This window comes from Duganella sp. HH101 (assembly GCF_001758795.1).
Lineage (GTDB): Bacteria > Pseudomonadota > Gammaproteobacteria > Burkholderiales > Burkholderiaceae_D > Rugamonas > Rugamonas rivuli.
In genome coordinates, this window is sequence record NZ_LRON01000002.1 from 127,241 (window position 1) to 146,079 (window position 18,839).

The window sequence follows — 18,839 nt, forward strand, 5'->3', positions numbered from 1 at the left end:
TGTATCATTTCCGAAGGTGGTGTTTAGGGGGGATATGATGGATTTTCTGAATTGGGAGAGCCTGGCGCAGAGCTACGCTTTGGGTGAAATAACGTCCGTCACCTTGTTCGCTGTCGGAGAGGTCTTTGAAGTTCGGCTAGCAACGGCCAAGGGCGTTTCGAAGTTGATGGATGACGGTGCGTGTCGAGTGTTTAGCGACCTGCGCGAAGCGTTGTCCTTGTTGCGCAAATTGGGTATCCAGCAGGTCGCCGTAGATGTGAGTGGGTGGCATGCTGCCGACAGTGAAGCCGATCATGCCGATTGGGCAAAAACCAAGATTAGTGCAGCAATGGCGGGCTTGAAAGATGGTTCTAATCGTGTCTTTTCGGCCGAAGAGTGGGCTGCCGTCCGAGCCGCGAAAAAATCGAGTCGCGGTGCACTATGAAACAGGTTGTCCGGACCGCGACGTATCTCGCTGATCTGGACGATATTGAGCGATATATCGCTCGCGACAACCCTGCTGCTGCCGCACGGCTTTGCGATCATATCGATGATCAGGTTGACCAATTGGCCGATCCGAACTTTCCCCGGCGGCGAGGGCGGGTCAGAGGCACAAATGAGCTGGTGGTGCACAAACATTATGTTGCAGTATTCCAGGATGATCCCACGGTGGTCACGCTCCTTAACGTAATACACACCAGTAGATGCTACCCATGAAAGTAATCGCGCGGATCAGTAACCCTGGACGCGTAGGCACAGGGCTAGTTCGGCGGCCAGCCGGCGCCGCTGGGCCGCGCCGATGAAGCGGCCGACTTCGATCTGCTCGCCGCAGTCTTCAAGATGAATGAGGTCGCCGTCGCGCCGGGGCGGCAGCAGGCGGGTGGTGCGTGGGCGCAGGCTGCGCTTGCTGCGCTTGCGTCCCCGGCATTGCTCCACCACGATGGCGCCGGGCAAAATCGCGATGCGGTCGTAGTCGCCCCGGTGGCGCGCGCAGTAGTGCAGGCAGGCCGCCAGCGCCGCCTGCTCCAGCGTGGCGTAGACCAGCACATAACAATAGCCCTGCCACAGGAAGACCAGCGCCACCAGCGCCGACGGCACGCACAGCGTCGCGAACACCAGCGCCAGTTGGCGCTGGGTCAGTGTGCAGCGGCGCTCCAACAGCCAGCTGCGCGGTTCCGATGGCACATCGCGCGGCATCGCATGCTCCCGGGATAGCAAGCCTCAAGTATATCCCCGTTCACGGGCGTGGCGCCGCTACGTCAGTAGATGTCGCCGAAATCGTGCTTGGCCTTGAACAGGGTCGAGTCGATGGAGAACGAGCAGTCGGCTTGCACGGCGAAGTATTTCAGCGTCTCTTCCGGCGCCGTCGCGAACAGGCTGCGGATCGCCGTCACGCGCTCGGCCGGTGTGCGCATGCGGGCCGTCCATTCGTCGAACTTCATTTCCAGCTTCCAGTCGCCGGCGCGTTCGCAGCTGAAGCCGGCGTCCGCCAGCATCGCCAGCCATTCGGATGGCCGGTAGTCGCGCACATGCGAAGCGTCGCGCAGCAGTTCGACTGCCTGCAAGGTGGTGTCGTGCAGCGGGCTTTCCGGCGCGGTGATGTCGATGACGGCCAGCACGCCGCCTTTCTTCAGCACCCGCTTCACCTCGCGCAGCGCGGCCGGCACGTCCAGCCAGTGATGCGCGGAGAAGCGCGTGACCACCATGCAGAACGAGGCGTCCGCAAACGGCAGGCTGGCGACGTTGCCCTGCTGCGTGGCGATGTTGTCCAGCCCCCGCTCGGCGGCGGCGCCGCGCACCACGGCCAGCATCTGCTCCGACAGGTCGAACGCCGTCACGGATTTCGCCACCGGCGCCACGGCGAAGCTGGCGTGGCCGGCGCCGCAGCCCAGGTCCAGCACCGTCGGATGCGGCCCCAGCAGGCGGGCGATTTCGCGCAGCGCGGCCAGGTCCGCGCCTTGCGCGTGGACGGCACTGGTCAGGTAGGCGCTGGCGGTATTGCCGAACTGCTGGGCGACGACGGCTTGCTGTTTCATGTTTTTCTCCAGGAAGGGACGAGTCAGGGCAGAATAGGCGTGTTTTTATCCTGTAACAAGACAAGTACTTATCCTGGTATAAGAACTACCATGCACAGCAAACTTGGCGAATTCATCCGCGCCCATCGCGAGCGCACTCTGCCCGACAGCGTCGGCCTGCCCGGCGGCGGGCGGCGCCGCACCCCCGGCCTGCGGCGCGAAGAGCTGGCGCAGCTGTGCGAGGTCAGCCCGACCTGGCTGACGTGGCTGGAACAGGGCAGGGAGGTGCAGGCGTCCGGCAAGATGCTGGCGCGGCTGGCGGAAGTGCTGCGTCTGTCGGCCGCCGAGCGCGCCTATCTGTTCAGCCTGGCCGACCGGCTCGATCCGCATCACGACGACGGCGGCAGCGCGGAGGAGGCGCTGGATGCGATCGTCGCGGCCGTCGGCGCCCCGGCCTACATCCTCGACCGGCAATGGGATGCGGTGGCGTGGAACCCGCAGGCGGCGCGTTTGTTTGCCGGCTGGCTGGCGCCGCGCCCGCAGTCGTCGTCGCGGCCCAATCTGCTGCGCTATATGTTCCTCAGCCCGGCGGCGCGCGAGCTGATCGTCGATTGGCCGGAGCGCGCGCGGCGGCTGGTGGCCGAGTTCCGCGCCGACATCGGCCGCCATGCCGGCGAGCAGGCGCTGGCCGCCCTGATCGCCGAGCTGTCCGGCGCCAGCGCGACCTTCGCCGAACTGTGGACCTTGCAGGACGTGGTCGGCAGGGAGGGCGGCCTGCGCCGCTTCCGCCATCCGCAACAGGGCGAGCTGAGCTTCAACCAGGTCACGCTGCACCTGGCCAAGCGCCACGATCTGAAGCTGGTGATGCTGCTGCCGCACTGATGCCGCGACGGTAAGTTGCTCTACCGGGAGTTTGCTTGCGTCAGTGCGTCGTTGATGGCCGCGCACAAGGTGTCGAGGTCGATGGGCTTGGTCAGGTAGCGGAAGAAGCCAGCAGCAATGCCGCTGCGGATCTCGCTGCGCATGGCGTTGGCCGTCAGCGCGATCACCGGAATGTGGGCGGTGCGCGTGTCGTCGTCCAGTACTTTTTTCGCTTCATGCCCGCTCATGCCAGGCAGGTTGATGTCCATCAGGATCAGGCTGGGCTGCTGGCTGATGGCCAGCGCGATGCCTTGCTGGGCGTCGGTCGCGCTGATCAGCCGCAAGTCGCCGCGAAAACTGATCGCGTCTTCGATCAACTTCAGACTAGCGGGATTGTCTTCGATGTAGAGGATGGTCGCCGTTTCGCCGCGATGCGGGACGATGCCGAACGACGCCGCCTCGGCCCGGGCTTGCTTTGCCGCCGGCAATGGTTCCTGCGGCAAAGCCGGCAGCTCGATCCAGAACACGCTGCCGACACCAACAGTGCTGCTGACGCCCAGCGAGCCGCCCATCAGTTCCACCAGGCGCTTGGTCACGACCAGGCCGATGCCTGTGCCTTCTTCCGAACCGGCCTCCTGGCCCAGGCGGTTAAAGGGTTGGAACAGCGCTTCCAGCTGTCGCGCATCCAGTCCGGCGCCGGTGTCCTGCACCGAGATGCGCACCAGCTGCTCCGTCGACGTGACGTTGAGCACCACCGCGCCGCTTTTGCGGTTGTACTTGATCGCGTTCGACAGCAGGTTCAGGATAATTTGCTTGAGACGGGTATGATCGGCCAGCACCACCACCGGCTCGGCCTCCGGATACAGCATGCGGATGCCGCGCCGGTTCGCCTGCTCGTCGAGCATCGCCACCAGGTCGGTCAACAGCGGCGACAGTTGCACCGGCTCCAGCGACAAGCTCATGTTGCCCGATTCGATCTTGGCCAAGTCGAGGATTTCGTCGATCAGGGCCAGCAGGTGCTTGCCGGCGGCGACGATGTTGAGCACGAAGGAGCGCTTTTGCTCCGGGGTCGACGGCAGCGCCTCGTTTGCCAGCAGCTGCGAGAAACCGAGGATGGCGTTGAGCGGCGTGCGCAACTCGTGCGACATGCTGGTCAGGAAGCGGTCCTTGGCCTGGTTGGCGCGCTCCAGTTGATACTTCTGCTCGTTGAGGGCTTGTTCGATGCGCTTGCGGTCGGTGATGTCGCGGATCGCCGAGGACACCAGCACGCCGTCCTCGGTCTCCAGCGGCGACAGGCTGATCTCGACCGGGAACTCGGTGCCGTCGCGGCGCAAGCCATGCAGCTCCAGTCCGGCGCCCATTGAGCGCGGCCGTGGCTGGCTGACGAAGCCTTGCCGCAGCGAGGGGTGCCGGGCGCCGTAGCGCGCCGGTATCAGGACTTCGATCTTCTTGCCCAGTAGTTCGGCGCGCGGATAGCCAAACAATAGTTCGGTCTGCGAATTGATCAGCACGATCTCGCCGGCCTGGTTGACGATGATGATGGCGTCCGGCGCCGATTCCAGCAGGCCGCGGAATTTCTGTTCCGCCTTCTTGCGTTCGCTGACGTCGCGGATCGCACTGATGACGAAGGTTCCGGCCTCGGTCTGGATCGGCGACAAGCTGATCTCGACCGGGAATTCAGTCCGGTCCTGGCGTACGCCGTGCAGGTCCAGGCCGGCGCCCATGGTGCGGGGGCGCGGCTGCTCAAAGTAGCGCGTGCGGTAGCCGACGTGCGCGTCGCGGAAGCGTTCCGGCAACAGCACTTCGATGCGCTGGCCGACCAGCTCGTCGGACTTGTAGCCGAACAGGCGTTCGGCCTGGGTGTTCGCCAGCACGATGGTGCCGGTGAGATTGGTGACGATGATGCTGTCCGGCGTGGATTCGAACACGCTGCGGAACTTTACCTCCATCAGCTGTGCGTCGCGGGTTGCCTTCAGCTGGGTCCGGTCCCTGGTGCTGGAGACGATGTAGCGCACCTGGCCCTTATCGTCTGGAATCGTAACGCTGGAGGTGTCGATGTAAATCAGGCTGCCGTCTTTTTTCTTGCGCAGCGATTCATAGTCGCAACTGCCGATTTCGTCGAGCTTGCGTCCAATTTCCCGGTCGGCGTCGGCCTGTCCGGGCAGGGAAATCAATGACCATAGATTGTTGCCGATGGCTTCTTCGGCGACGTAGCCGAAAATGCGCTCTGCGCCATGGGTCCAGCGTACAACGACACGGTCGCGCGTGGTGACGATCACGCCACCTGGTGCTTCGGTCAAAATTAGCTGGTCCAGATCGTCTGGCTTGAGCATGGGGTGGAACCGGTTATGCGTTCATTAAAAAGCAGTTGTTCAACATAATCAATTTTGTCGACCCCGTCAACGCACTTGCCATTCGATATCGTTGTAATTCGATGCGGCGCTGGCGATGCCGCCATCGCAGCCTTGACAGGCCTGGCAACGACGGCAAACATTTGATGTTATAGTTCCCGCATCATTCTGACGTCCTCCCATGGTCGGCCGTTCCGAGTGACGTCGGCTTCCCTTTTTCTTGCCTTACCGCCTGCGGTGATGGCTGCGCCCTGGGCGCGGGACGGGGACGTCCCTTTGTGCATCAGATTTTAAGAATGCTCACGTGCCGATCGAACTCAGCTTTGCTACACCGGTTGCGCTTCCCGCGCAGTCCAGCGTCATCCACCTCTACCAGTCGCCCAGCCTGGCCGACGCATTTGCCATCAGGCTGCCGTCCGGCGCCTCCGGTGATCCGGATCTGTTGGCCCGGTTCATCTTTGCGCACCAGCCTGCGTGGATCGGGCAGCTCACCAATCTTCGCGATCTGATTGTTGCCCGCTTTGGTCTGAAGACCGCCAGGCATCTGGCCACCTTGGCCCATGACGCGCAGGCCGGCCGGCTTGGCATCTTCAAGGTCTACCGCACCAGCGAAACCGAGGTGGTGGTGGGGGAGGACGATACGCATCTCGATTTCCGCGTGTCTATCCTGTGCAGCGGTGGGCCGGAGGCCGACGGCGGGTGCGAACTGACCCTCTCGACGGTGGTGCGCTGCCATAATCTGCTGGGGCGGGTCTATATATTCTTCATTGCGCCTTTTCATCGCATGGTGGTCAAGGCCAGCCTGCGCCGCGCTGCGCGCATCGGCTGGCCTGTTACGGCTAGCCTACAGTAAGGAACTGAGCAGGGATGAACTCGCCAATCAACGGATTGCAAACTGTCGCGCACGATCAGGCGGCTGCGCTATTCCAGTTCTTTCAGCTGTATTACTACGAGAACTCGGACTGGGCGGCTGAAGACCTTGGCGAGGATGGATTATTTGACGCCTGTGCGGTTTCAATCGCCGACTACATCGGAGCTCCCGACAAGGGCGCGTACTGGATCAGGAAGGACGGCGCGCTGGCTGGCTTCGTGGTGACTGAGCCGGTGACGCTGCCCGACGGCACGGTCGCGGAAGAACTGGCCGATTTATTTATACTGAAACGCTACCGGCGCCAGGGTTTGGCGATGGCGGCGGTCAGCGCGCTGGCAGGGAAATTCCAAGGGCCGTGGATGGTGGCGGTCTACCGCGACGACAGCCGCGCTGACGCCTTCTGGCGCCAAGCCTTCGCCCGTCTTGCCCTCGCGAGTGTGCGGCAGTACGAGGATCCCGAACTGCCGGAGTTCAGGCTGTACGCCATCAATGAACAGTAGTGTATTCAACGAATAATGAACCGCAATGCCTTGACGATACTGGTGGTGGAAGACCATCCGACGATCGCGCGCCAGATCGTGACGTTCCTGGATGGGTTGAAGTGGCAGACCGACCACGCCGCCACCGGCGCGCTGGCCATCGAGCTGGCCACGCGCGAACCTTACGATGTCGTTCTGCTCGATCTGAATCTCCCCGACCTCGACGGACTGGAAGTCTGCCGCGCGATCAAGGCGCGGGCGCCGCGCAATGTGCCGGTGCTGATGCTCACCGCCCGCGATGCCTACGAAGACAAGGCGCGCGGCTTCAACGAAGGCGCGGACGATTACCTGACCAAGCCGTTCGACCTGCGCGAGCTGGCCCTGCGTTGCGAAGCGCTGGCGCGACGGGGACAGCTGCACATCAGCCAGGAAATGCGCATCGGCCCGCTGACGCTGCTGCCGCGTGAAAAGCGTGCCCTCTGCGACGGCGCTCCGGTGCCGCTGACGCTGATCGGGTTCAGGATATTGTCGATGCTGTGCGCCGTGTATCCGCAAGCGGTGCCCCGCTCGGCGCTGATGCACGCGCTGTGGGGCGCCAATCCGCCCGACAGCGACGCGCTCAAATCGCACATTTACGCGTTGCGCAAGCAACTGGAACTGGCCGGCGGCGGGAAAATGGTCGTCACCATTCCGCAGCTCGGCTATAGGCTGGCACTGGATGGGGCCGATCATGTTTAGGTCGATCCGGCATGGCCTGTTTGCCGCGCTGGCCGGCTTCACTATCTTGATTTGCGTTGGCTATACCGGACTCGCGCTGGTCATTGCCTACGTGACGGAAGACATGCTGATCGACAGGCTGATGGAGCGGGAAGCCGCCGTCGTGGCCGCACATTTCCGACTGCACGGCGAAGTCGTACAGCCTGGCGACCAGATGATGCGCGTCTACCGCAGCGCCGAGGCGTTGCCGCCCGTCGTGCGCGAGCGGGTCGACGCCGGACACGAGCGCGCCGAAATCTCCACCAGCACAGGCCAGCACTATCATCTGCGCACGCTCGATCTGCCGGTGCAACGCGCATATCTGCTGGCCGATGTCCGTCCGTTGCTGGTGGTGTCCAAGCTGATGCGGGATGTCGGCGGCGTGCTGATCTTCGTTGCGCTGGGCTTGATCGCGCTGGCGCTATTGCTGGCCTACCTGCTGTCGCGGCGGCTGGTTTCGCCGTTGCAGGTGCTGGCGCACGAGGTGCGCAGCCTGTCGCAGGAAGATCCGGTCGCATTCAGCGCCCGCCATCGCCGCGACGAAATCGGCTACCTGGCGGACAAGCTCGGCGCCACGATTGCCGAGCTGCATGCCGCGCTGAACCGGGAGCATGCGTTCACGCGTGATGTCAGCCATGAGTTGCGCACTCCGCTGACGGTCATGCACAACGTCCTCGGGCAGGCCAAGTCCGCACCGCTTGGCGCGCCCGACGTGGAGCAGTTGCGGGCGGGCCTGGGCGAAATCGGCAACACCATCGACGTCCTGTTCGCACTGGCGCGCGCGGAGCATATCGCGGAGGAGGCGTTCGATCTGCGCGGCTGCATCGAGGAAGGCTTGCTGCGCCTGCTGGACGAAGGCGCCTGGGAAGACGGCCGGCTGGCGCTCCAGCTGCCCGATCGCCTGGAGGTATGGGGCAACCGCCATTTGTCTACGCTGCCCATCAATAACTGCCTGGGCAATGCGCTGTTCCATGGCGGGGCCCGCTCGCGGTTGCAACTGTCGTTTGCCGGCGGCGTTCTCAGTCTGGGCAACACGGTCGATCCTGAACGGGCGGGCACGATGCAAGGCTTCCAGCACGGCCAGCATCTGCTGCGGCGCATCGCCACGGCCATGCGCTGGGAGATCGCCTTCCATGCCGGAGCAACGGTGTATCGCGTCGAGATCGCGCCGCGGCGGACGCGCTGAAATCCGCCGGATTTCACCAGGGTTTCACCACCGGTTTTCTATGCTGCGTACTCGTCAACTTTTCCGATATACGCGCCATGAAAATACTGATCAGCCTCATCCTCCTCGCCTGCACGTCCCTGCCGGCATACGCCCAAGTGCAATCCCTCCTGCACAAGGAAGAAAAGCGCCGCTATCTCGTCTATACCCCGCCGTCCTATGCCGGCCAGCCGCAGAAGGCGTTTCCGGTGGTGTTCAATTTCCACGGCAGCGGCATGAGCATGGCCGAACAAATGCTTTACACGCAAATGAATCGCGCTGCGGATCGCCATCGGTTCATCGTGGTCTACCCCTTGGGCGTCAAGCAGGATTGGAACGTCGGATTCGGCACGTCTTATCTTGAGGGCAGCGACGACATCGGCTTTACGGAAGCGTTGCTCGCCAAGCTCAAGCAGGATTACCGCATCGACAGCCAGCGGGTGTATGCGACCGGCTTGTCGCGCGGCGGCTTCTTCACGCTGCGCATTGCGGCCGAGCTGCCGCAGCTGTTCGCGGCAGTGGCGTCGGTCGGCGGACCGATGCCGGAACCGGTGAAGCAGCACCATACGAAGCAGGGCAAGGTGGGCGTGCTGCTGGTGCACGGCACGGCGGACCAGGTGGTGGCATATGGCGGCAAGCCAGGCGGCTATCTGTCGGCGGAAGACAGCTACAGCTATTGGCTGAAACATAACGGCATGGGGGCGGCCGGGGCCAGCCGCCGCGTGATCGACGGCGACGCCGGCGATGGCACGGACGTGACCTGGGTGGAGCAGGGTAATGGCCAGCAAAGCGTGGCGCTGGCCACGGTGAGGGAGGGCGGCCATACCTGGCCTGGCGCCGATCCGTTCAACGTAGGTCTGCCGATCGGCAAGACCACCCGCGATATGGACGCCAATGACGTTATCTGGCAATTCTTCGACAAGCACCGCCGTTAAGAAGGCCTGCAATTTATAATGCCCGGCATGAAACCACTCATCGCAGTTTTGCTGGGCGCCCTGTCGAGCTCGGCGCTGGCCTGCCAGGCGCCAAGCCCGGACAGCCTGCGCGCAGCCTGGATCACCTGGCGGGCGGCCACGCTGAGGGACGAGCCGGGCGCGTCGGCCCGGCTGTACAAGTTCCCCTTCCTGCTGCTGTCCGCCTATCAGGGCGACCGGCCGCTGCGCGTGACCAAGGCCGCCTTCAACGACAACTACTCCGGCCTGTTCGGCGCGGAGATGCAATTCCGCCAGGAGCTGAAGCAAACCACGGACAGCGAGCACATCGGAAAAATCGATTTCGATGACAAGACCTGCAAGCTCAAATTTCCGGTCCGCATCCACGACACCAACTTCACCTACGACCAGAAGGCCGGATGGCTGGTGCAGTCGATCTACATGCCGGAAGCCTACGGCCTCTTCAACAAAGGCGACACCGAAGGCATACGCTGAATCCGCCCGCGTTCTGCAAGGAAAGTAAGCCCTTGTTATAATCGACACGACCGGGCACAGCCTGCCGGTCCTGGCTCCGGACGTCGCCATGATGACGTTCCCAGTGGTCCGCACGGACCTGTCGCAAGGAGCTTCCCCTGTCCACCGCCACCCGCTCGGAGAACCTGCGCAGCATCTACGCCATGCTGGCCGCAGTCGCCATGTTTTCCTTCATGGACACCACCATGAAAGTGCTGTCGTCCCACTATCCCGCCACGCAAGTGACCGCCATGCGCGCGCTCAGTTCGCTGCCGCTGCTGTGCGGCTACATGCTGTACCGCGGCGCCTTCCGCGGCATCTTCAAGGTGCGCTGGGGCATGCACATTTTCCGCAGCCTGCTCGGCATCGCCATGCTGACCTCGTTCGCCTACGGCCTCAAGGCGCTGTCGCTGGCCGAGGCGTATTCGATCTTCTTCATCGCGCCGTCGCTGATCACGGCGCTGTCGGTGTTCATCCTGAAGGAGAAGGTCGGCACCGGCCAATGGGTCGCCATCGTGGTCGGCCTGCTCGGTGTGCTGGTGGTGCTGCGCCCCGAAGGGACGGGCTTCCTGACCTTGGGCGGGCTGGCGCTGCTCGGCTCGGCCGCCTGCTACGCGATGGCCGCGATCACCAGCCGCGTGCTGGCCCGCACCGACAGCAACGAGTCGATGATGTTCTGGTATCTGCTGATGATGGCGGCCGGCGGCCTGGCGATGTCGGCCAGCCACTGGGTGCCGGTGCGCGCCGAGGATGGCTGGGTGCTGCTGGCGCTGGCGCTGAGCGGCTTCCTCGGCCAGCTGGCGATCACGCGCGCGTTCAGCTCCGGCAAGGCCTCGGTGGTGGCGCCGTTCGAATACTCGGCGCTGGCCTGGGGCGTGGCGATCGACTGGCTGCTGTGGCACACGCTGCCGGACGGCTACACGCTGCTCGGCGCCGGCATCATCATCGCCAGCGGCATCTATCTGGTGCGGCGCGAATCGGTCCATGCCGAGGCCGAACATCCTTGATTGTGGGAAACCCCGCCGGCAGCGCGGCGGACCCAACTTCGCTATAATCGTCGGATGTTAAAACAACGCACTATCAAAGAACTGGTCCGCACCACGGGTGTCGGCCTGCACTCCGGCACCAAGGTCGAGCTGACCCTGCGCCCGGCCGCGCCGGACACCGGCATCGTGTTCCGCCGCGTCGACCTGACGCCGGTGGTGGAGTTCCCTGCCAGCGCCATGGCCGTGGGCGATACCCGCATGGCTTCCGTGCTGGTCAAGGACGGCGCCCGCGTGTCGACCGTCGAGCACCTGATGTCGGCCTGCGCCGGCCTGGGCCTGGACAATCTGTACATCGAAGTGAGCGCCGAAGAAATCCCCATCATGGACGGTTCGGCCTCGTCGTTCGTGTATTTATTGCAACAGGCTGGCGTGCAGGAGCAGCCGGTCGCGAAAAAATTCATCCGCGTGCTGAAACCGGTGGAAATCCGCGAAGGCACGGGCGAGAAGGAAAAATGGGCCCGCCTGACCCCGCACAACGGTTTCAAGCTGGACTTCTTCATTGAGTTCAACCATCCGGCCGTCGATGGCACCCAGCAGCGCGCCCATGTGGACTTCGGCGACGTCTCCTACGTGCACGACGTGGCGCGCGCCCGCACCTTCGGCTTCATGCAGGACGTGGAAATGCTGCGCGGCATAGGCCTGGCGCGCGGCGGTTCGCTGGAAAACGCCATCGTGATGGACGAGTACCGCATCCTCAATTCGGACGGGCTGCGCTATGACGACGAATTCGTGCGCCACAAGATCCTGGACGCCATCGGCGACCTGTACCTGGTCGGCCACCCGCTGTTGGCCAGCTACGAGGCGCACAAGTCCGGCCACGCGCTGAACAACCAGCTGCTGCTGGAGCTGCTCAAGCATCCGGATGCCTATGAAATCGTCTCGTTCGAGACCAATGAAGTCGCGCCGCCGTCGTATCTGCGGCAGATGGCGCGTGAGTGGGCGCTAACTTAACCTAGGTCGGCCGCCGTTTGGCCACCATCGCCTTCAACGCCGCGATCAGCGTGGCGTTTTGCGGGGTGTCCTCCAGCGCATCGCCGAGCTCGTCGAAGGCCGTCACGGCCGCCTCGGTCAGGGACAAGGCGCGCATCTGCTCCTTGATCTCGGCCGGTTTGCTCATCTGCACCTTCAATTTCACGCCATGCACCTGCCAGCCGCGCCGCGCCAGCGTGTCCTGCAGCTTGGGCAGCTGCTGCTTGAGCTTGGCCGCCAGGGCCGCGTTCGGCAGCGACAAGGTCAATTGTCCATCCTCGAAGGCCAGGATCTCGCAGTACTTGAACATGGCGGGCAGGGCCGCCGCGCAGTCTTTTTGCAGGGAGGCCATGCGCTCGATGGCCGGCAGCAGGGCTGCCATTTTGTCGTCGCGGCGCAGGAAATCGGTCGCGCCGATGGGCGTGCGGCGCGTGATGGACAGGTTGGAGGAGTTGAATCGCATGCGCAACAACATATCACAGCGGCAAAAAAACGTCACCACCGGTTAAAATAGCTTGATTTTGTGACATTGTTCGCTCTTGGGCTATTGTTAAACAGGTCAATAACCCAATGTAGGCGCGGACGCATGATAAAATCACCGTCTTTTGCCATAGTCGAACTCCGTGCGGTAAGGCGTTTTTCCCCTACAGAGCTTTTTTTAACGGCGTTTTTTCAAGAATTCAAGCATGTCATTACTGACCCAGATTTTCGGTAGCCGCAACCAGCGGCTGCTCAAGCAATACCAAAAAACGGTACGCGAGATCAATGCGCTCGAGCCGGCGATGGAAAAACTGTCCGACGCCGAGCTGCAAGCGAAGACGCCTGCATTCAAGGAACGCATCGCCAATGGCGAGTCGCTCGATGCGCTCCTGCCTGAAGCGTTTGCCGTCTGCCGCGAAGCGAGCAAGCGCGTCTTCAAGATGCGCCACTTCGACGTGCAGCTGATCGGCGGCATGGTTCTGCACTACGGCAAGATCGCCGAAATGGGCACCGGCGAGGGCAAGACCCTGACCGCGACCCTGCCGGCCTATCTGAACGCGCTGTCGGGCAAGGGCGTCCACATCGTCACCGTCAATGATTACCTGGCGCAGCGCGATGCGGAAACCATGGCCAAGCTGTACAGCTGGCTGGGCCTGACGACCGGTATCAACCTGTCGCAGATGGAACACGCCACCAAGCAGAAGGCTTACGCGTCGGACATCACCTACGGCACCAACAACGAATTCGGTTTCGACTACCTGCGCGACAACATGGTGTTCGAAGCCCGCGACCGCGTGCAGCGCGTGCTCAACTTCGGCATCGTCGATGAAGTCGACTCGATCCTGATCGACGAAGCCCGCACCCCGCTGATCATCTCCGGCCAGGCCGAGAACCACACGGACCTGTACTACAAGATCAACGAAGTGCCACGTCTGCTGACCATGCAGATCGGCGAAGAAACCCCGGACGGCAAGGGCAAGGTTGATGTTCCTGGCGATTACACCAAGGACGAAAAAGCCCACCAGGTGCTGCTGACCGAAGCCGGCCACGAAAAGGCCGAAGCGATCCTGACCAAAATGGGTCTGCTGCCGGAAGGCGCCTCGCTGTACGACTCGGCCAACATCACGCTGGTGCACCACCTGTACGCGGCGCTGCGCGCGCATGCGCTGTACTTCAAGGATCAGCACTACGTGGTGCAGAACAATGAAGTGGTCATCGTCGACGAATTCACCGGCCGTCTGATGACGGGCCGCCGCTGGTCCGACGGCCTGCACCAGGCAGTCGAAGCGAAAGAGGGCGTGAAGATCCAGAACGAGAACCAGACCCTGGCCTCGATCACCTTCCAGAACTACTTCCGCATGTATTCGAAGCTGGCCGGCATGACCGGTACCGCCGATACCGAAGCCTACGAATTCCAGGAAATCTACGGCCTCGAAACCGTGGTGATCCCGCCTAACCGTCCTTCGCAGCGCAAGGACCGTCAGGACCAGGTCTACAAATCGTCGGCCGAGAAGTACAACGCCATGATGCTGGAAATCCGCGAATGCTACGACCGCGGCCAACCGGTGCTGGTGGGGACCACCTCGATCGAAAACTCGGAACTGCTGTCGGGCATCCTGACCAAGGGCGGCCTGCCGCACAACGTCCTGAACGCGAAACAGCACGCCCGTGAAGCGGAAATCATCGCCCAGGCAGGTAGCCCGAAAGCGATCACCATCGCCACCAACATGGCCGGTCGCGGTACCGACATCGTCCTGGGCGGCAACGTCGAGAAGCAGATCCAGTTCGTTGAAGCCAACGCTGAACTGAGCGACGCCGACAAGGCAGCGCAATCGAAAGCACTGCGCGACGGCTGGCAGGCATTGCACGAGCAGGTGGTTGCTGCCGGCGGCCTGCATATCGTCGGCACCGAACGCCACGAATCGCGCCGCGTCGACAACCAGCTGCGCGGCCGTGCCGCACGTCAGGGCGATCCTGGCATGTCGCGCTTCTTCCTGTCGCTGGACGACCAGCTGCTGCGCATCTTCGCGGGCGACCGCGTGCGCGCCATCATGGACCGTCTGAAGATGCCGGAAGGCGAGCCGATTGAAGCAGGCATCGTTTCGCGTTCGATCGAATCCGCACAGCGCAAGGTCGAGGCACGCAACTTCGATATCCGTAAGCAGCTGCTGGAATACGACGACGTCGCCAACGACCAGCGTAAAGTGATCTACCAGCAGCGTAACGAGCTGCTGGAAGCGACCGACATTTCGGAGCTGATCGAGTCCCTGCGCCACGGCGCCTTCACCGACCTGGTGCGCGAATACGTGCCGGCGGAATCGGTCGAAGAGCAGTGGAACATCAAGGGCCTGGAAGCGGCGCTGGCTGCGGAATGGCAGATCGACCTGCCGCTGCGCGAGATGCTGGAAAAAGAGCAGAACCTGAACGACGAAGACATCCTGGAGCGCGTGATCGCTGCGGCCGATGCGCTGTATCAGTCGAAGATCGATATCGTCGGCAAGGAGTCGTTCGGCGGCTTCGAGCGCAACGTCATGCTGCAAAGCGTGGACAGCCACTGGCGCGAGCACCTGGCGGCGCTGGACCACCTGCGTCAGGGTATCCACCTGCGCGGCTACGCCCAGAAGAATCCGAAGCAGGAATACAAGCGCGAAGCGTTCGAGCTGTTCGGCCAGATGCTGGACATGATCAAGAACGAAGTGGTCAAGCTGATCATGACGGTCCGTATCCAGTCGCGTGAAGAGATCGATGCGGCGGAAGCGGCGATGCAGCAGTCGCACGTGGAAAACGTGAGCTACCAGCACGCCGACTTCAACCCGAACGCAGCGCCGGAAGACCTGCTGGCGCCGTCGCCTTCGCTGGCCGGCCTGCCGCCGGAGCTGCAAGGCCTGAGCGGCGAGCAGCTGATGGAGCTGGGCCTGAAGGTCGGACGCAACGACCCATGCCCATGCGGCAGCGGCAAGAAGTACAAAGCCTGCCACGGCAAGCTGGCATAAATAAAAAACCGGAGCTAGTCTCCGGTTTTTTTTATCCTGATTTAAAGCTGGCGTTCGTAGACGGCGCGGATGCCGGCGCGGGTTGGGGTGTTGGAGGTGCGCGCAGTGCTTGTGCTGGTGTCGGCGTAGAACTGGCCGAGCAATTGGTCCTGGTGCAGCGCGTTCAGCAGCGATATGCGCAGCCGCGATTTGCTGTCGAACTTCCACAGCGCGTAGGCGTCCAGCGTGCGCGTGACGCCGGTGTAGCTGGCCAGCTTGTCGCTGATGCGCACCGCGCCTCCGGTCTGCAAGCCTGCGTTGAAGCCCAGCGTCAGCGCGCCGGCGGGGCGGTAGTCCAGGCCCACGTTAGCGCTGAAGGGGATCTGCGCGCTGAGGCGGTTGTCCGGCCCCGGCACCGCATCCAGCCGCGACCAGTTGCGCGATGCATTCAAGCGCACATCGGCCGGCCATGCGCTCAGCGGGAACTTGGCGTCGAACTCGATGCCGGCCACCTTGGCCTTGCCGCCGTTGTACGGCGTTGTCACCCACGATCCGTTTTGCTCGAACAGGCGCTGCACCGTCACGTCGCGGATGCGCCGCGCGTAGGCGGAGATGCTCGCCGAACCCTCCTTGCCGAAGTACGACTCGTACGCCGCGTCCAATCCCCACGCCAGTTCCGGCCGCAGATCGGGATTGCCCTGCACGTCCGGGTTGGTGGGGCCGTTGTCGTTGTTGATGGTGTAGCGGCGCGGCAGCAGGTCGCGCGTCGGCGGCGCCTTGTAGGTGCGGGCGAGGGCCAGCCTTATCTGGTCGCGCTCCTGGTTCGGCAGTTTCCACATCATCTGCGCCACCGGACTGAAAACACTGGAGCGGTTCTGCACCGCGGCCGGCATGGCGCCGTCGGTGCGGGTGTCCAGTCCTTCCCAGCGCAGGCCGAGATAGGCTTGCAGGCGCGGCGTCACGTCCCACTCGTCCTGGGCGAAGAGGGCGATGCGGCGAACGCGCGCCTCATACTCTTGCAGCAGCTGGCCCAGCGCCGCGCCGCTGGCCGCGCTGTCGTCCTGGCGGCGCATCTCGCTGCGGCGCGTGTCGGCGCCGTCCCAGCCTATGGCCAGATTGTGTGCTTCGCGCAGGCGGGTCAGGTATTTGCCGCTGGTGGTGATGCTGTCGTCGTCGGCGTTCGATTTGACAGCACGCGTGAACAGCGGCGTGCCGACCGCGCTGGCGCCGTGGAAGGCGTAGTCGGTGTTGCGGTGGTTGTAGTCGTAGCCCAGCTTGACGCTTAGCTTGCCGCCGGCGCCGACTGCGTGCGTCCACGTCAGGCCGCTGCGCAGGAAGACCGTGTGCGATTGCGCTCGCCAGTCGCTGTCGGGGTAGGCGGTCGATGCGCCGTGGATGCTGGTTTCGCGGGAGTTTCCATTGCTGCGAGTGCGGTACAGGTCCAGCAGGTTTTGCCAGGCCAGCGTGTCGCCGTTTTCCATCGTCCAGTTCAGGCGCGGCGCCAGATTCAGCTTGGTCTGCTGCGATGCATTCAGCTCGGTGAAGGTGCGCAGCGCCGCCGGGCCTTCTACGCGCTCGGTGGTGGCGGGCGTGTTGCGGAAGCCGGTGTCGCTCAGCGTGCCGGCCAGTCCGTACGAAAGCGTGCCGGCGCGGTCGGCAATCTGCATGGCGGCCGAAGGACCGTTCACGCCCTGCAGGTTCTCGATGCCCAGCTTGATGTCGTGCTGCGCGCGGCTGCCTTTGCGCAGGATGACGTTGATGCTGCCGGCCAGCGCCTGCGCGCTGTATTCGGCCGATGCGGTGCGCAGTATCTCGATGCGTTCTATCAGCTCGGGCGAGATGGCGTCGATGGACATGCCCTGCGCTGCGGGCTCGCCGTTGATTAGCAGTTGCGTGTAGCCCGCGCCCAGCCCGCGCATCCGCACCTCGCCGCCGGCCACGGAGATGCCGGGCTGGCGCTTGAGCAGGGCGGAGAGCGTGGTGTCGCCATACAGCTCGATGTCGGCGCGGCCGACGACGATCTTGGCGGCCGTGTCGTTGCGGCGCAGGGCCTGTGCGGCGGAGCCGGCGATTTCGACGCGCTGCATGCCGGCCGCGTCTTGTGCGGCGGCGTTTGCGCTCGCCGCGAGGCAGAGCAGTAGGATAGGTTTCATGAAGAGGGCTTGAGTTGGTCCGGCGCAGAGTATCGCGCCCGCCAAGGCCCCGCAGGCCGCCTTTGTGACGAGCGCCCGGAATGCCGTGACGACGCCCCGCCGCAGCGCATTTTGACCCCGCATGCGGCTGATATACTCATTCTCATGGATCAAGCCTCCCTCACATGGCGCGAAGCGCGCAACACCTTGCTGGTCAACCTGCTGGTCTGGGGTGTGCTGTGCGCGGTCGGCGCGGCCGGCGTCTACAGCGACGTGCTGCGACAGGGCGGCACCCGGAGCTATGGCCGCGTGCTGCTGAACTGGGATCTGAATCACGCCTTGATGCTCACGCTCAGCGTCAGCCTGTACCTGGTCTTCCGCCGCTGGCCCGCGCTGACCGCCAGCGCGCGCGCCATCGCCCGCAGTTATGCGCTGGTGCTGTTCGTCTTCGTGCCGTTGCAAATGTTCTATCTGGCGGTGTTGGACGCGGCACGCTCCGCTCAGCCGCTGGACCTGGCACACGTCTGGCAGTTGTTCGTCACGCCGCACGGGTTTGACGTATTTCTCGAATTCGCCTGGACCACCGGCACCTTCACCGCTGTCGCCGCAGCCTGCATCTGGCGCGGCAGCCAGGCGCGGGACCGGGCATGGCAGCAGGCGCTGACCGACAATCTGAATCTCAACCTCGAACTGGAACGCCAGCGCATGCTGGCCTTGCGCGCGCAACTGGAACCGCATTTCATCTTCAATGCGCTGAACGCGATCAGCGCGCTGGTGCGCACCAGCGACGGCGACCTGGCGCTCAACGGCATCAACCGCCTGAGCGACCTGCTGCGCTACGCGCTCACGGCCAGCAGCCGCGATTGGGTGACAGTCGGCGAGGAGCTGGCCTTCGTCGGCGACTATCTGGCCTTGCAGCGCCTGCGCTACAAGGCGCGCTTGCAGGTGGCGATGGAGGTAGGCGATGTGCAGGGCGGCGATTGTCCGCCGCTGCTGCTGCAGCCGCTGATCGAGAACGCCCTGCGCCACGACCTGGATTGCCACGAAGGGCGGAGCGACATCCGCATCGCCGTGCAACGCGACGGCGGACAGCTGCACATCAGCATCAGCAATCCCGTCACGCCTGGCGCCACGCCGAATCCCGGCCTCGGGCTGGGGTTGGCCAACACGCGGGCACGCTTGCAGCTGGCCTATCGCGGCGCGGCCTCGCTGTACAGCGCCGCGCGCGACGGCCGCTTTGAAGTCGAGATTCGTATGCCTTTCCACGCACAGGAGTGAC

General features: G+C 63.7%; 18 protein-coding genes. 13 read left to right on the plus strand and 5 right to left on the minus strand.

The window, feature by feature from the left end; genetic code table 11:
* Positions 1–34: 34 nt before the first annotated feature.
* Together DUGA2_RS03395 and DUGA2_RS32415 are read left to right on the plus strand one after the other, a co-directional pair.
* Positions 35–424, plus strand: a complete 390-nt coding sequence (locus tag DUGA2_RS03395; RefSeq protein WP_070267206.1) for a hypothetical protein — start codon at positions 35–37, stop codon at positions 422–424.
* Complete coding sequence (locus tag DUGA2_RS32415; protein WP_071658845.1) at positions 421–696, plus strand: type II toxin-antitoxin system RelE/ParE family toxin; 276 nt, start codon at positions 421–423, stop codon at positions 694–696. The genes DUGA2_RS03395 and DUGA2_RS32415 overlap by 4 nt, the downstream gene beginning before the upstream one ends.
* Before the next feature lie 15 nt (positions 697–711).
* On the opposite strand, the gene DUGA2_RS03400 is transcribed toward DUGA2_RS32415, so the two are convergent.
* Positions 712–1,176, minus strand: coding sequence for a DUF2244 domain-containing protein (locus tag DUGA2_RS03400; RefSeq protein WP_070267207.1), 465 nt, complete (start codon positions 1,174–1,176; stop codon positions 712–714).
* Positions 1,177–1,238: 62 nt separating this feature from the next.
* Positions 1,239–2,015, minus strand: coding sequence for a class I SAM-dependent methyltransferase (locus tag DUGA2_RS03405; protein WP_070267208.1), 777 nt, complete (start codon positions 2,013–2,015; stop codon positions 1,239–1,241).
* Positions 2,016–2,105: 90 nt separating this feature from the next.
* On the opposite strand from DUGA2_RS03405, the gene DUGA2_RS03410 reads away from it, so the two are divergent.
* Entirely contained in the window at positions 2,106–2,876 is a 771-nt protein-coding gene (locus DUGA2_RS03410; protein WP_070267209.1) for a helix-turn-helix transcriptional regulator, read from the plus strand.
* 20 nt (positions 2,877–2,896) lie between these two features.
* Here DUGA2_RS03410 and DUGA2_RS03415 read toward each other — a convergent pair whose 3' ends face one another.
* Positions 2,897–5,188 carry a PAS domain S-box protein gene (locus DUGA2_RS03415; protein WP_070267210.1) on the minus strand — a complete coding sequence of 764 codons (2,292 nt, stop codon included), beginning with the start codon at positions 5,186–5,188 and terminating at the stop codon, positions 2,897–2,899.
* A gap of 322 nt (positions 5,189–5,510) precedes the next feature.
* Between DUGA2_RS03415 and DUGA2_RS03420 the strand changes: the two genes are divergently transcribed.
* From DUGA2_RS03420 to lpxC, 8 genes are all read left to right on the plus strand, one after another.
* Positions 5,511–6,059 (plus strand): DUF2867 domain-containing protein, encoded by a 549-nt coding sequence (locus DUGA2_RS03420; protein ID WP_070267211.1) that lies wholly within the window; start codon positions 5,511–5,513, stop codon positions 6,057–6,059.
* 14 nt (positions 6,060–6,073) lie between these two features.
* Positions 6,074–6,577, plus strand: coding sequence for a GNAT family N-acetyltransferase (locus tag DUGA2_RS03425; protein ID WP_070267212.1), 504 nt, complete (start codon positions 6,074–6,076; stop codon positions 6,575–6,577).
* 15 nt (positions 6,578–6,592) lie between these two features.
* Positions 6,593–7,294 (plus strand): response regulator transcription factor, encoded by a 702-nt coding sequence (locus tag DUGA2_RS03430; RefSeq protein WP_070267213.1) that lies wholly within the window; start codon positions 6,593–6,595, stop codon positions 7,292–7,294.
* Positions 7,287–8,498, plus strand: a complete 1,212-nt coding sequence (locus tag DUGA2_RS03435) for a HAMP domain-containing sensor histidine kinase (RefSeq protein ID WP_070267646.1) — start codon at positions 7,287–7,289, stop codon at positions 8,496–8,498. The genes DUGA2_RS03430 and DUGA2_RS03435 overlap by 8 nt, the downstream gene beginning before the upstream one ends.
* A gap of 77 nt (positions 8,499–8,575) precedes the next feature.
* Positions 8,576–9,451: a PHB depolymerase family esterase gene (locus tag DUGA2_RS03440; protein WP_070267214.1), complete on the plus strand. Its 876-nt coding sequence runs from the start codon at positions 8,576–8,578 to the stop codon at positions 9,449–9,451.
* A 27-nt stretch (positions 9,452–9,478) separates the two neighbouring features.
* A complete protein-coding gene (locus tag DUGA2_RS03445) occupies positions 9,479–9,943 on the plus strand; it encodes a hypothetical protein (protein WP_141753182.1) in 465 nt (154 codons plus the stop codon).
* A gap of 182 nt (positions 9,944–10,125) precedes the next feature.
* Positions 10,126–10,968 carry a DMT family transporter gene (locus tag DUGA2_RS03450; RefSeq protein ID WP_070267216.1) on the plus strand — a complete coding sequence of 281 codons (843 nt, stop codon included), beginning with the start codon at positions 10,126–10,128 and terminating at the stop codon, positions 10,966–10,968.
* A gap of 54 nt (positions 10,969–11,022) precedes the next feature.
* Entirely contained in the window at positions 11,023–11,958 is a 936-nt protein-coding gene (lpxC, locus tag DUGA2_RS03455; protein ID WP_070267217.1) for a UDP-3-O-acyl-N-acetylglucosamine deacetylase, read from the plus strand.
* 1 nt (position 11,959) lies between these two features.
* On the opposite strand, the gene DUGA2_RS03460 is transcribed toward lpxC, so the two are convergent.
* Complete coding sequence (locus DUGA2_RS03460; RefSeq protein ID WP_229212208.1) at positions 11,960–12,439, minus strand: DciA family protein; 480 nt, start codon at positions 12,437–12,439, stop codon at positions 11,960–11,962.
* A 223-nt stretch (positions 12,440–12,662) separates the two neighbouring features.
* Here DUGA2_RS03460 and secA point away from each other — a divergent pair, with 223 nt between their 5' ends.
* Entirely contained in the window at positions 12,663–15,449 is a 2,787-nt protein-coding gene (secA, locus tag DUGA2_RS03465) for a preprotein translocase subunit SecA (RefSeq protein ID WP_070267219.1), read from the plus strand.
* A gap of 41 nt (positions 15,450–15,490) precedes the next feature.
* Here the strand turns inward: secA and DUGA2_RS03470 are convergent, their stop codons facing one another.
* Positions 15,491–17,581: a TonB-dependent siderophore receptor gene (locus tag DUGA2_RS03470; RefSeq protein WP_229214578.1), complete on the minus strand. Its 2,091-nt coding sequence runs from the start codon at positions 17,579–17,581 to the stop codon at positions 15,491–15,493.
* Positions 17,582–17,725: 144 nt separating this feature from the next.
* Here DUGA2_RS03470 and DUGA2_RS03475 point away from each other — a divergent pair, with 144 nt between their 5' ends.
* Positions 17,726–18,838, plus strand: a complete 1,113-nt coding sequence (locus tag DUGA2_RS03475) for a sensor histidine kinase (protein WP_070267221.1) — start codon at positions 17,726–17,728, stop codon at positions 18,836–18,838.
* Position 18,839: the final 1 nt, after the last annotated feature.